Origin of the sequence: Clostridium boliviensis, from assembly GCF_033342255.1 — a bacterium.
Lineage (GTDB): Bacteria > Bacillota > Clostridia > Lachnospirales > Lachnospiraceae > Lacrimispora > Lacrimispora boliviensis.
This window is the reverse complement of the sequence record NZ_JAWONS010000030.1, coordinates 37,953-51,510: the sequence shown is the minus strand read 5'-3', so window position 1 is coordinate 51,510 and position 13,558 is coordinate 37,953. Positions and strand designations below refer to the sequence as shown.

The 13,558-nt window shown below is 43.5% G+C and carries 11 protein-coding genes; all 11 read left to right on the top strand.

Going from position 1 to position 13,558, the window contains the following annotated elements; translation table 11 throughout:
- Window positions 1-4 precede the first annotated feature (4 nt).
- Window positions 5-2,458 (top strand): ATP-dependent Clp protease ATP-binding subunit, encoded by a 2,454-nt coding sequence (locus tag RZO55_RS01680; protein ID WP_318062568.1) that lies wholly within the window; start codon window positions 5-7, stop codon window positions 2,456-2,458.
- A 95-nt stretch (window positions 2,459-2,553) separates the two neighbouring features.
- Window positions 2,554-2,967 carry an endosialidase gene (locus RZO55_RS01675; RefSeq protein WP_097003634.1) on the top strand — a complete coding sequence of 138 codons (414 nt, stop codon included), beginning with the start codon at window positions 2,554-2,556 and terminating at the stop codon, window positions 2,965-2,967.
- Between the two features lie 78 nt (window positions 2,968-3,045).
- Window positions 3,046-4,437 carry a DNA repair protein RadA gene (gene radA / locus RZO55_RS01670; protein ID WP_318062567.1) on the top strand — a complete coding sequence of 464 codons (1,392 nt, stop codon included), beginning with the start codon at window positions 3,046-3,048 and terminating at the stop codon, window positions 4,435-4,437.
- A gap of 185 nt (window positions 4,438-4,622) precedes the next feature.
- Window positions 4,623-5,981, top strand: a complete 1,359-nt coding sequence (locus tag RZO55_RS01665) for an ABC transporter substrate-binding protein (protein WP_318062566.1) — start codon at window positions 4,623-4,625, stop codon at window positions 5,979-5,981.
- 96 nt (window positions 5,982-6,077) lie between these two features.
- A complete protein-coding gene (locus RZO55_RS01660; RefSeq protein ID WP_318062565.1) occupies window positions 6,078-6,932 on the top strand; it encodes a carbohydrate ABC transporter permease in 855 nt (284 codons plus the stop codon).
- Window positions 6,932-7,756 carry a carbohydrate ABC transporter permease gene (locus tag RZO55_RS01655; protein WP_318062564.1) on the top strand — a complete coding sequence of 275 codons (825 nt, stop codon included), beginning with the start codon at window positions 6,932-6,934 and terminating at the stop codon, window positions 7,754-7,756. The genes RZO55_RS01660 and RZO55_RS01655 overlap by 1 nt, the downstream gene beginning before the upstream one ends.
- 79 nt (window positions 7,757-7,835) lie before the next feature.
- Window positions 7,836-9,572, top strand: a complete 1,737-nt coding sequence (locus tag RZO55_RS01650) for a sensor histidine kinase (protein WP_318062563.1) — start codon at window positions 7,836-7,838, stop codon at window positions 9,570-9,572.
- Between the two features lie 20 nt (window positions 9,573-9,592).
- Window positions 9,593-10,366, top strand: coding sequence for a response regulator transcription factor (locus RZO55_RS01645; protein WP_318062562.1), 774 nt, complete (start codon window positions 9,593-9,595; stop codon window positions 10,364-10,366).
- Window positions 10,367-10,383: 17 nt separating this feature from the next.
- Window positions 10,384-11,505, top strand: a complete 1,122-nt coding sequence (locus tag RZO55_RS01640) for a glucuronyl esterase domain-containing protein (protein WP_318062561.1) — start codon at window positions 10,384-10,386, stop codon at window positions 11,503-11,505.
- 193 nt (window positions 11,506-11,698) lie between these two features.
- Window positions 11,699-12,631, top strand: a complete 933-nt coding sequence (locus RZO55_RS01635; RefSeq protein ID WP_318062560.1) for an ABC transporter permease subunit — start codon at window positions 11,699-11,701, stop codon at window positions 12,629-12,631.
- A 12-nt stretch (window positions 12,632-12,643) separates the two neighbouring features.
- Entirely contained in the window at window positions 12,644-13,555 is a 912-nt protein-coding gene (locus RZO55_RS01630; RefSeq protein WP_336624241.1) for a carbohydrate ABC transporter permease, read from the top strand.
- Window positions 13,556-13,558: the final 3 nt, after the last annotated feature.

Sequence of the window (13,558 nt, the reverse complement as noted above, 5' to 3'; positions counted from 1 at the left end):
ATTTATGATAGACAGATTTACGACAAAGGCCAGAACGGCCATTAATCTGGCAGAGCAGGCAGCAGGCCGGCTTGGACACAGTTATGTGGGAACAGAGCATCTGCTTTTAGGACTGTTAGAGGAAGGCAGCGGTGTAGCAGCCAGAGTACTGATTGAAAATGGTGTCAGGGAAGATAAGGTCCTCGGTCTGATCAGCCAGCTGATTGCACCGGACCAGGCTGTAAGAATGAGAGAAGATGGCGGTTATACGCCAGGTGCCAGGAGAGTACTGGAAAACAGTTACAGGGAAGCAGTTCGTTTTAAAGCCAATTTAATCGGTACGGAACACCTGCTTATTTCTATTATCAGGGACAATGACTGCGTTGCCTCAAGGCTGCTTAATACCATCGGCATCAGCGTTCAGAAGCTGTATATTGACGTTCTGGCTGCCATGGGAGAGGATGCACCTGCCAATAAGGAAGAACTGATGAAGTCTTCCAAAGGGAAAGGAAGTACACCGACTCTGGACAGCTACAGCCGTGATTTAACAGAACTGGCTGAAAATGGAAAGCTGGATCCTGTAATCGGAAGAGAGGCTGAGATTACACGCCTCATTCAGATCTTAAGCCGCAGAACAAAGAATAATCCATGTCTCATCGGGGAACCTGGTGTTGGAAAGACGGCAGTTGTGGAAGGACTTGCTCAGATGATCGCATCAGGTGAAGTACCGGAGACAATTGCAGGGAAACGGCTTCTGACTCTGGATTTATCAGGCATGGTGGCAGGTTCCAAATACCGGGGAGAATTTGAGGAACGAATTAAAAAAGTAATTGCAGAAGTGATAGATGATGGAGAGGTACTTCTGTTTATCGATGAGATTCACACCATAATCGGAGCCGGAGGTGCAGAAGGGGCGATTGATGCATCTAATATCTTAAAGCCATCCTTAGCCAGGGGGGAACTGCAGTTAATCGGTGCAACCACCATAGAGGAATACCGCAAATATATTGAAAAGGATTCCGCTCTGGAACGGCGTTTTCAGCCTGTGAAAGTGGAAGAACCTTCGGAAGATGCAGCGGTTGGTATATTAAGAGGTTTAAAAGTCAGATATGAGGATCATCATAAGGTAACGATTACCGATGATGCGATTATGGCAGCTGTGAAATTATCTGCCCGTTATATCAACGACCGTTTCCTTCCTGATAAAGCCATCGATGTTATTGATGAGGCCTCCTCTAAGGTCCGCCTTGCTACATTTACAGAGCCGCCGGAAATCAAGGTATTGGAAGCAGAGATCGAGGTGCTGGAAGATCAGAAGGAAGCTGCCATTAAGGCAGAAGCCTATGAGAAGGCAGGAACTATAAAAAAGAGGCAGGAGAAAAAACGGGAAAAGATAGAAAAGATCCGTGATAAATGGCAGAAAGAAAAGACCTCCAGAACACCTGTCGTTGACGAAGGAGAGATCGCAGATGTTGTATCAACCTGGACGAAAATTCCGGTAAAGAAGTTAGAAGAGGGTGAAAGTGAGCGCCTCAGAAACTTGGAATCCATACTTCATGAACGGGTGATTGGTCAGGAAGAAGCTGTCACTGCCGTAGCAAAAGCCATACGAAGAGGAAGAGTAGGATTAAAGGATCCCAGACGTCCTATCGGTTCGTTCCTGTTTCTGGGACCTACCGGAGTGGGAAAGACGGAACTGTCCAAAGCCCTTGCAGAAGCAATGTTTGGCATGGACAGCGCGCTGATCCGTGTAGATATGTCTGAATATATGGAGAAGCACAGTGTATCCAAAATTATTGGTTCTCCGCCAGGATATGTAGGCTATGATGAAGGCGGTCAGTTAAGTGAGAAGGTCAGAAGAAATCCTTACTCCGTAATTCTTTTTGATGAGATTGAAAAGGCCCATCCTGATGTGTTCAATATTTTACTTCAGGTTCTTGATGATGGTCATATTACAGATGCCCAGGGAAGAAAGATTGATTTTAAGAATACCATAATTATCATGACTTCTAATGCAGGAGCTGAAAACATCATTTCACCGAAACGCCTGGGATTTGGCGCTGTTGCTGATGAAAAAGCGGATTATAAGCTAATGAAGGACCGTGTTATGGAAGAAGTCAAGAAGCTTTTTAAACCGGAGTTTATTAACAGAATTGATGAGATCATTGTGTTCCATCCGCTCAATAAGACGCATATGAAGGATATTGTAACCATCATGATGAAGGATATTACGAAACGTACATCGGATCAGATGAGTATCACAATTGAGATTGACGAGGCAGCGAAGGACTATCTGATTCAGAAGGGCTATGATGAAAAATACGGTGCAAGACCCCTGCGGCGTACCATTCAAAGCAGCTTGGAAGATAAGCTTGCAGAAGAAATCCTTTCCGGAGCGGTAAAGACAGGCGACACAGTTATGATTACAGCAGGAGAAGAAGGTTTGAAATTTTCTGTCAGAGAACTGATAAACAGCTAGCCATTTCTCCGCAGTTCGTGTATAATAATTACAAGCGAAAGGATCTTTTTATCGCCAACAGGGATAAGTAAAGAAAATACTAGGAGGGCAAACCAATGCCGGTAATTGAAGAATTAATCCGCACAGAAAAGAACGGTACAATCAGCTTTGGTAATTACAAATTAGGAACAAAGTCAAAATTACAGGATTTTGAGCACGATGGTGATTTATATAAAGTTAAGACATTTTATGAGATAACCAAGCTGGAACGAAACGGCATGTTTGTATACGAATCCGTGCCAGGTACTGCAGTGGAGATGTTTGCAGTATCAGATAATGGAGTAGAATTTGAAGTGGAAGGCGATAAGGACGCTCAGCTGACAGTTCAGCTGGCAGAAGACACGGAATATGAAGTCTTTGTGGACGGCGCAGCAGCTGGCGGCATGAGAACCAATATGAGCGGGAAGCTGTCAGCCAGTGTGGAACTGAACGAAGGAACACCAGTGAAGGTAAAAATCTGCAGAAAGTAATGAAACTTCAGTCCGGGTCCGGCTCTTTTTTTAAAAGAGAATGGGACCCGGACTTTTTTCTATGGCGAGGAGGGACCAATGGCAAAAGGAAAATCAACCGCATTTTTTTGCAAAGAATGCGGTTATGAATCTGCAAAGTGGCTGGGACAGTGTCCGGGCTGCCATGAATGGAATACATTTGTGGAGGAACCGACAGCAAAATCAGAAGCAGCAGGCAAACGGGGCATGTCAAGGATCAGGGCTGAAGGCGGGAGAGGCGAGGCGATAAAGCCTGCCAGACTTTCGGAGATTCAGCTTGATGAGCAGGATCGTATGAAGACAGGGTACGAGGAACTGGACCGGGTTTTAGGAGGAGGTGTGGTGAGAGGCTCTTTAATCCTGGTTGGAGGTGATCCGGGTATCGGGAAATCCACCCTTCTTTTGCAGGTATGCAGGAATCTGGCGTTATCAGAGAAAAAAGTACTATACATATCAGGAGAAGAATCTTTAAAGCAGATTAAACTGCGGGCAAACCGTATCGGAAAAGTAAGAGGAGAACTGCTGTTTTTATGCGAGACCAGTCTGGATCTTATCGAAGCTGCCATTCAGGAGGAAAAACCGGATGTTGTGATTATAGATTCCATTCAGACCATGTTCAGGGAAGAGATTTCATCAGCACCAGGCAGTGTAAGCCAGGTGAGGGAATCCACGAACCTGCTTATGCAGATTGCAAAGGGGAAAGGAATTGCCATCTTTATCGTAGGACATGTAACGAAGGAAGGCGTTGTTGCCGGTCCCAGAGTCCTGGAACATATGGTGGATACGGTTTTATATTTTGAAGGGGAGAGAAGTGCTTCCTACCGGATCATCCGGGGAGTAAAGAACCGGTTTGGTTCCACCAATGAGATCGGTGTGTTTGAAATGATAGAAAGCGGACTGGCAGAGGTGAAGAATCCTTCTGAATTTATGCTCAGCGGAAGACCTGAGGATGCGTCAGGAGCGGTGGTTGCCTGTTTAATGGAGGGAACCAGACCCTTGCTGATTGAGGTGCAGGCACTCATTACTCCTACTGCCTTTGGTATGCCGAGGCGTACGGCAGCAGGGACGGATTACAACCGTGTGAATCTACTGATGGCAGTTCTGGAGAAGAGAGGACATTATGATCTGTCTCATTTTGATGCATATGTGAATATCACCGGGGGTCTTCGTATGAATGAACCGGCACTGGATCTGGCTATACTCATGGCAATTGTTTCAAGTATGAAGGACCGGGCCATTGATTCCAAAACGATCATATTTGGAGAGGTGGGATTATCAGGAGAAGTGAGAGCGGTATCCATGGCGCAGCAGAGAGTGAATGAGGCAAAGAAACTGGGTTTTCATACCTGCATTCTGCCGAAGATTTCTCTGGATAAACTGGGACCTATGGAAGGAATTAAGCTGCTTGGAGTGGAGAATGTAAGAGAAGCCATTGCTGGTATTTCCAATTGACGAGAAAGTAACAGGTATTTGCAGGCAGGTTACAAAAACCTGCCTTTTTTTGTGGTACATTTACGAAAAATGACAAAAAATATAATAATACAGCCAAATATTCATATATAACCTGACGCTTTCGTCTGCTAAAATATAATTATCATGCAACATCAAAAATGATATTTTTATAAGGAGGAAGTACTATGAAAAAAACGTATTTAAAACGTGTTTCTGCTCTCGTGCTGGCCGGTCTCATGGCTGCGTCTGTGGTTGGGTGTTCCGCAGGGAAAAAAGAGGAGACCACTGAGGCTGCAGCAGAGGAGACCACAAAAGCAGAGGAAAAGGAAACAGAAGGCCAGACTAAGCAGGCTGCAGGAGGGGATGCTGTAACTCTGCGTCTGGTACATTATATGGGAGAGCAGTCCAAACGTGATGCACTGGATGCAATGCTGGAAGCATTTAAAGCAGAATATCCAAGCATTAATGTTGAAGTGGAGGTTGTGGCATCTTCTTCCTATATTGCTACTTATAAAAATTACATTGCAGCAGGAGAAGCTCCTGATATCATGTTCGGAAAACCGCAGACGATGAAAGAGTTCGTTGACGGCGGATATTTCATGGATCTTTCAGGAGAAGAGTGCATGGAAAATGTTCTGCCGATGCTGAAAGATGAGTGTACGGTGGATGGAGGCGTTTACGGATTCCCACTGGATGCACAGGTAAAGGCATGCTTCTACAATAAAAAAATGTTTGAAGAAGCGGGAGTAGAGGTACCAAAGACCAGAGAAGAGTTATTTAAGATTGCGGATACATTTGAAGAAAAAGGAATTAAACCGTTTATTCATCCATATAACTTCATTCATGGAGTATTCCATGAATTAGATTCCTTCTATACATCTATGGCTGCAGGCACAGGCAACCAGACAGTTTGGAAAGATTCCCAGGAGGGATCAAAAGAGTTATCCGATAACGCAACAGTAAAAGATGCTTTGGAGATGTTTTCTAAATTTGCATCTTATAAAGATCCGGGAGACACTGCGGTTGACCAGACACAGGGAATTCAGAATTTTGCTGCAGGTCAGAGACCGATGTACATGAACGGCGGATGGCTGATGGGCGATGTAATTGCTGCAAGCCCTGACGGTGAGTTTGGTATGTTCCCAACACCATGGTCTGATAAACCAGAGGACAATAAGCTTTGGGTTGGTATCGACGATGTGTTTGTTGTATCTTCTCAGACAGAGCATAAGGATGAGGTTATGGCATTACTTAGCTTTTTCGCCAATGAACAGTCCTCAAAGATCTGGATGGAAACGGCTAAGCTTATGACCAGCAATGTGAACGTGTCTACGGATGATTCCGATGAATTCATTAAGGAAATCAAATCTTATATTGATAATGATATGATTGTATCAAAGAGTCAGGTTCCGGATTATACATCTGAGTACAACACAGCATTCCGTACCAAGCTTCAGGAATTTGTCACATTAGATGACAGCCAGCGTGATGTTACCAAGTTACTTCAGGACATTGATTATGAGATTGCATCCATTCGACAGTAGATTTTGAAGTAATGATATAAATTCAGAAAGTCAGGGTGGCAGTGTAGCGGGAGCTATATGACTCCCTGGCTTTTCTATTCCCAGGTTGGAGGCAGTATGAACCGAAAAATGAAAAAACAGCTTCAGGAGTTTACTTTTATTATACCTGCACTGATTTTGTTTACAATCTTTGTAGCATATCCGTTTCTGCAGGGATTTCCTATTTCTTTTACGAAATGGGATGGCATGAGTCCAAACAAAGCATATGTGGGACTGCGAAACTATTTGAGAATCTTTCAGGATGCAAATGTAAGGAATGCGGTTAAGAACACGTTGCTGTTTACGGCTGTTACAATGGTTTTTTCCAATTTGTTCGGTTTGTTGTTTGCCCTGATGATTTCTAAAAAATCAAAACTAAATAATGTTTTAAGAACCTGTATCTTTATGCCTTACTGCTTAAGTCTGGTGCTTTCATCCTATATCTGGCGATACGTTTACAGCGATGTGTTTTATGACAAATTAAGCATAGCCAGCCCGCTTGGAAGTACGACCTGGGTAATGATCGGACTTGCTGTCATATCCGTATGGAGAGATGCCGGATACTGCATGGTGGTTTATATTGCTGCGATTCAGGGAGTATCAAAAGACTATTATGAAGCAGCAGAACTGGAAGGTGCCACTTCAAGGCAGAAATTCAAGGCAATTACATTTCCGATGATCGCTCCGGCGGTTACCGCTAATTTTACTCTTCTGCTTGCATGGGGAATGAAGGTATTTGATTATCCCATGGCAGCGACAGGAGGCGGTCCGGGAAGAGCGTCGGAAACGGTGGCAATGTTAATTTACAACAATCTTTTTACCTATTTTAAGGCAGGCTACGGCCAGGCGATAGCAGTGGTATTCACCATTTCTATTTTTGTAGTCAGTACGCTGGTTTCAAAAACTTTAAGAGCCAGGGAGGTGGAAATTTAATGAGTAAGAAATTCCAGAAATATTTGTCCATGTTTGTGAAGCTGGCCATAACGCTGCTTGTGATCAGTCCCTTTTATATCGCGCTGATTTATTCTGTAAAATCAAAGCAGGAAATGGTAACAGACCGCCTGGCATTTCCAAAGACCATACACTGGGACAATTTTACAAGAGCTATAGAGACCTCCAATTTCGGCCTGGCACTGAAAAACAGCCTTCTTACTACTGTGTTTGCAGTTTTATTCATTACGTTGACCTGTACCATGGCTTCCTATATTATTGCCAGGAAAAACAACCGTTTTTATAATCTGATTTACTATCTCTTTGTGGGTGCCATGATCATTCCCTTTCAGTCCATCATGACTCCGCTCTATATTGACATGGCAAGATGGAAGCTTTTAAATACGCTTCATGGATTTGTTTTTGCTAAAATCGGCTTTCAGATTGCATTTACGGTGCTTCTGGTTTCGGGATTTGTAAAAAGTATACCAAAGGAATTAGAGGAAGCTGCTTCCATTGACGGAGCAGGTATGTATTCGGTTTTCTTCCGGATTGTGTTTCCTTTGATGAAACCCATTGTTCTGACCTCCATTGTATTAAATGCGTTGAATGTGTGGAACGATTTTCAGATGTCACTGACACTGCTTCAGCAAAAACAGGTACGTAACATTCCACTGACCCAGTATTTCTTCTTTGGGGAAAACAGCATCGAACTGGGCCTGGCATTTGCGCTGTTTATACTTTCTGTAATTCCTATACTAGCGTTATATCTGATACTGCAAAAATATATTATCGGGGGAATTACCCAGGGTGCAGTAAAAGGTTAGGGTCATAATCAATGCTCTGATCTGGCGTTGACAATCTTTTTCCAACTTGTTATAGTGGGAAAAGACAGGGGGGTTATTGATGGAATCAGCAGAGAAACGCATTCATTTCAGAAAGACGCTTTATTTTAAAATGATTGCAGTGACAGCATTATTGGGATTGACATTTCTGGCAGCATTAATATGTATTTATCATGTTACATGTAAATGGTTTAAGACAGAACTGACGTATCAGTCTGACACATTAACGGAACAGATTTGCAAGAATGTGGATATTTCCCTGACGGAACTGATGGAAGGAACGATTCCATTAACTGCCACCAATCAGCGGCTGACTCCGCTGCTTCGTACTGTGTCAGGGCCAGGCCAGGAACCTGATCCGTTTTTAAAACCCAGGGTGAGAAAACAGCTGGAAGAAATATTAAGTACCAACTATGACATTAACTGGGTGTCTGTTGTTGATATGGCAGATACGGTATATCTGGCATGCAGGGACAGCAGACCGAAAGAGGGCAGACCAAATGAAGAATCGGTACGGAAGCTCTTTCATAAGAATCAATCATATGTGTCACATCGTCCGGGCAATACCATTTGGACAGGCAGTACCAGTGATGACGGAATCATTGTGATGAGGTATTTATTTGATGAGAATACCATGAAATTCAGCGGCTGTGTGATTGCAGAGCTTAAAAATACCGTTCTGAAAGATATTTTTTCCGAGATAGACAGCAGTAAAGTGGGAAATTTTGCGCTTTATGATATGAACGGCAATCTTTTGTTTACCACAAGCAAACGGAATCGTTTTAGTGCCCGTACAGTGCGGGCAGAAGAGAAAGATAGCTATTTATATGCAGAATACCAGATCAACAGGGGAAGACTTAAAATTGCTCATGAGGTGGACTTAAAAGCTAAGAACAGACGGTTTTCAGACCTGCTTTATTTTGTATCTTTTATCGGACTGTTTCTTTTCCTGCTGATCATTATCTTTTTGTGGCTGATGTTTGGTAATATGGCCAGTAATCTCCGGATCCTGCTGAGCAATATTGCGCGGGTATCCAGAGGGAACTTTAAGCTGGAGCCCACTTCATTTGCCAAGGGAGACCAGATGGACCTTTTATCTGATCATATCAGTCAGATGGCTGGACATATTCAGACTCTCATGGATGAGATCAGAAATGCAAAGGAGATTCAGCAGCAAAATGAATATAAGCTGCTGGAGTTTCAATATTATGAGCTGCAGGCTCAGATCAATCCGCATTTTCTGTTTAATATTCTCCAGTCCATTCATGGAATTGCACAGATTAACGGAGATCACCAGGTAAGCAGACTGATCGGTCTGCTGGCCCGTTTTTTCAGAAGAAACATAGAGCGGAGCAGGAGCACCTGCAGTTTAAATGCAGAAATTGAATATATAAAAAATTATACAGAGCTATATAAGAATATTTATCCGGACAGACTGGAAGTGGAATGGGCTGTAGATGAGTCACTTCTTGACATGATGGTTCCAAGCTGCATCCTGCAGCCCATAGTGGAGAATTCGCTGGTCCACGGAATGGAACCTAAGATTGGGCTTTGCACGATTCGTATTTCTGTTTACAGTGAAGATGAGAAGTTTGTAATTAAAGTATGGGATGATGGCCTTGGCATTCCTCCGGAAAAGCTGGGAACATTATTTGAGACAAATGAAGCGAATAAACGGATAGGGATAAAAAATGTAAAGGATCGGATACAGCTGATGTACGGAACTGATTACGGTGTGTGGATCGAGTCAGTATATCATCATTTTACAGAAGTCAGACTGGAATTTCCTTTGTATTAATTTACGGGAGGGGGAATGTTATGTACTCGGTATTAGTCATAGATGATAATAAGATAGCAGTAACAGCAATCGTAAAATCCACCAGCTGGGAAACATTTCATTGTGAAGTAACCGGAGTCGCCTATGATGGTATTTCTGGTTTGGAACTGATTCATAAAAAAAACCCGGATATTGTAATCATCGACATTCAGATGCCAGGATTTAATGGGCTGGATATTATTGAAAAGATCAAACATCAAAGGCCTGACATTCAATTTATTATAATATCTGGCTACAATCAGTTTGAGTATGCCCAGCGGGCCATCCGGTATGGAGCCAGTGATTTTCTGCTGAAGCCTGTCATGACGGAGGAGTTAGAGCAGTCACTGGAAAAGGCAGCTGGTATGTTACGGAAAAAGGAACGGCTGGAAACAGAGAAGGTTCCGGATACCCTGGAAGAGAGAATCCGGTTTATCAGACAGAAAAAACAGGAATATTCAACAGCAGTTTCTGAGGCGCTTGAATACGTTGACCAGCATATCCATCATAATATTTCTCTGGGGATTATATGCCGGGAGCTTTTAATTTCCACCTCATATTTCAGTAAGTGCTTTAAGAAAGAGACTGGGGTTGGATTTGTTAATTATGTTACAATGGTGAAAATGGAAAATGCCAGAATTCTTCTTAAAAATCCCCAGAACCGGGTGAATGAGGTGGCGCATATGCTGGGATACCGTGATTACTCTTATTTTTTTCAGGTATTTAAAAAGCAGTTTGGCTATGCACCCAGCGATATTAAGCTTTACAGTAAGTGAGAAAGAAGGACAAACGGATGAAATTACCGGAAAATAAAAGAAACCTGCCCTCTGTCCTGACCTGTATGGATGGAACAGAGGTAACTGATTGGGAAATATGGCTGTCAAAACGCAGGCCGGAGCTTTTGGAGCTTTTTCGAAGAGAAGAATACGGACGACTTCCGGATATGAGTGATGTTGAGCTTCATATCCGGGTGGCAGATTCCAGGCAGTCAGAGGATATCCTGGAAGGGCGGGCAGTCCGAAAGACCGTGGAGGTTCTGGCAGCCCGAAAGGGAATCCATTTCAGCTTCTGTTTCGTTGTATTCATTCCTGTCGGTTCCATAAAACCGGTTCCGGCTTTTGTGACCGTATGTAACAGGGGAATCAAGGACAGTGATCCTGCCAGGCATTTTTTAAGCCCGTTCTATCCGGTTGAGACGATTATTTCCAGGGGATATGCCTGTGCAGCCTTTCGCACCCAGGAGGTTTCTCCGGATTATGAGGAAGGTTTTACAACCGGATTTTCAAGACTGTTTCCTGAGTTTGTAACGGACAGGCCGGACGATGCGTGGGGCGCAATCACCGCCTGGTCCTGGGCTGCAAGCCGAATCATGGATTATTTTGAGACTGAGCCACTGATTGATGAAAGAAGAGTGGCTCTGGTAGGGCATTCCAGAGGCGGTAAGACAGCCCTTTGGGGAACGGCCCAGGATGAGCGTTTTGCCATGGCTGTCAGCAGCTGTGCAGGAAACAGCGGAGATGCTCTTTCCAGAGGGGCAAAAGGAGAGAGGATTAAGGATATTGTAACCCGTTTTCCTTACTGGTTCTGTAAGAATTATCAGAAGTACATAGATAAGGAAGAGACACTTCCGTTTGACCAGCATATGCTGGTTGGATTGATTGCGCCCAGACTGGTATATACCTCCTCCAAAACCTATGATAAATGGGCAGATCCACAGGGACAGTTTGAGTCCCTGGTACAGGCAGACCTGGTGTACCGTCTGTTTGGGATTGAAGGCCTGGAGACCGATAAAAAGCCTTTGCCGGAGCAGCCGCTTTATCAGGGAAGGATCGGACATCATTATAAGACAGGGAATCATGATATGGATGAATATGACTGGAATTGTTATTTGAACTATGCGGATATTCATCTTTGAGAAATGAATAAGAATAGATACTATATTTACTGCATAAAAACAGGGTAGAAATCTGTAGTTCGGATTTCTGCCCTGTTTTTGTTAACCTCTAAAAAGTACAGCAGTTTTCCGCTGATTATGATGGTTATCGGAAAAAGATCCCTTTGCTATAATAGTATTATTAAAGTAAAAACTCAGGGGGGGAATGTGGACTATGAGATCAGCGCCGGCAGGAAAAACTCCAAGAAGTACGGTCCAGAGCCGCAGATTATTCTATTGTATCGTGCCATTTATTATTCTATCTTTTCTGTTTTCCTATTATCCGCTTTACGGCTGGATTTATGGTTTTTTTGATTATAAACCGCCGTTAAAGCTGTCTCAGTGTGAGTTTGTCGGTTGGAAATGGTTCACAATGCTGTTTGCCAACAAGACGCAGGTTGGGCAGATGGTACAGGTTATGAAAAATACCTTTGCCATGAGCCTCCTTAGTATTGCCACTTCATTCCTTCCCATAGGGTTTGCTGTTTTTCTAAATGAAATTCCATGCAGGTGGTTTAAAAATCTGGTGCAGACACTGACTACCCTGCCGAACTTTATCAGCTGGGTGCTGGTATACTCGGTGGCATTCTGCCTGTTTACTGACAGCGGAATGGTCAATACTTTTTTTCTCAGTCACGGGTTGATCCAGGCGCCGGTCAAATTTCTTGACAGTGATACACATACGTATCTGTGGATGACGCTGTGGAGCCTCTGGAAAGGGCTTGGCTGGGGAGCTATCATGTATCTGGCTGCCATAGCAGGGATTGATCCTGAGCTTTATGACGCGGCACGTGTAGATGGAGCCAATCGGTTCCAGCTGATGAAGAGCATCACAATTCCCTGTCTGCTTCCAACGTTCTTTGTACTGTTAATGCTGTCCATAGCTAATTTTTTGAATAACGGTATGGATCAGTATTATGTATTTCAGAATTCTTTTAATAAGACTCATATCCAGGTGCTGGATCTTTATGTATACAACATTGGTATGACAGGAAGCAGCTTATCACTGGCAACGGCTGTCAGTATGCTTAAAAGTCTGGTAAGTGTCACCTTGCTGCTGATTGTTAATTATGTCTCGAAAAAAACCAGGGGCGAAACCATAATCTAGGGGGGGAGAGCAGTGATTGCAAAACAAAAAAAAGAAAAACTGCGTGATAGGGTCTTTTATATTGTCAATTATCTGATGTTTGGTATCATCACTCTGATATGTGCATACCCGTTTTATTACATGATTATTAATACTGTCAGTGCCAATGATCTAAGTGCCAACGGATTTATCAATTTTCTGCCTAAGGGATTACATCTGGAAAACTACAGACAAGTGCTGGGGCTGCGGGGACTTTCCGCAGCGGCTGCTGTTTCCGTTGCCAGGACAGTTTTAGGAACTGCATGTACAGTATTTGCCTCAGCTTATTTAGGATTTATGTTTACACAGGAGAAGATGTGGCACAGGAAATTCTGGTACCGGTTCTTTGTGATTACCATGTATTTTAACGCAGGACTGATTCCCATGTTCATTACCATGAAGACGCTGCATCTGACTAATTCCTTCTGGGTGTATGTAATCCCCACCGTCGTACAGCCTTTTTATATCATTCTGGTGAAAACGTATATTGAATCGATTCCAAAATCGCTGCAGGAAGCAGCAGAAATTGACGGAGCAGGAATTTTTACTGTTTTTGCAAAGATTATTCTGCCGGCAGCGCAGCCGATTATGGCGACTGTTGCCATATTTGCGGCAGTTTCCCAATGGAACTCCTTTCAGGATACGTTAATTTATGTGACTGACCAGAAACTGTATTCCCTGCAGTATTTATTGTATACCTATATTAATCAGGCCAGTTCCCTGGCGGCGATGGTGAGAAGCAGTGGAACAGGTGCAATCAGCGGGGCGGCTCTTGCCAGCAAGCAGACGCCTTCTTCCATACGAATGACGGTATCGGTGATTGTAGTGCTTCCGATTTTATTTATCTATCCCATATTCCAGAGATTTTTTGTAAAAGGAATCATGATCGGTTCCGTAAAAGGTTAGGAG

Coding starts and splice junctions, on each gene's coding strand:
- RZO55_RS01680 (WP_318062568.1), top strand. CDS start 5: ATGATAGACAGATTTACGACAAAGGCCAGAACGGCCATTAATCTGGCA.
- RZO55_RS01635 (WP_318062560.1), top strand. CDS start 11,699: ATGAGATCAGCGCCGGCAGGAAAAACTCCAAGAAGTACGGTCCAGAGC.
- RZO55_RS01660 (WP_318062565.1), top strand. CDS start 6,078: ATGAACCGAAAAATGAAAAAACAGCTTCAGGAGTTTACTTTTATTATA.
- RZO55_RS01665 (WP_318062566.1), top strand. CDS start 4,623: ATGAAAAAAACGTATTTAAAACGTGTTTCTGCTCTCGTGCTGGCCGGT.
- RZO55_RS01645 (WP_318062562.1), top strand. CDS start 9,593: ATGTACTCGGTATTAGTCATAGATGATAATAAGATAGCAGTAACAGCA.
- RZO55_RS01655 (WP_318062564.1), top strand. CDS start 6,932: ATGAGTAAGAAATTCCAGAAATATTTGTCCATGTTTGTGAAGCTGGCC.
- RZO55_RS01675 (WP_097003634.1), top strand. CDS start 2,554: ATGCCGGTAATTGAAGAATTAATCCGCACAGAAAAGAACGGTACAATC.
- radA (WP_318062567.1), top strand. CDS start 3,046: ATGGCAAAAGGAAAATCAACCGCATTTTTTTGCAAAGAATGCGGTTAT.
- RZO55_RS01640 (WP_318062561.1), top strand. CDS start 10,384: ATGAAATTACCGGAAAATAAAAGAAACCTGCCCTCTGTCCTGACCTGT.
- RZO55_RS01650 (WP_318062563.1), top strand. CDS start 7,836: ATGGAATCAGCAGAGAAACGCATTCATTTCAGAAAGACGCTTTATTTT.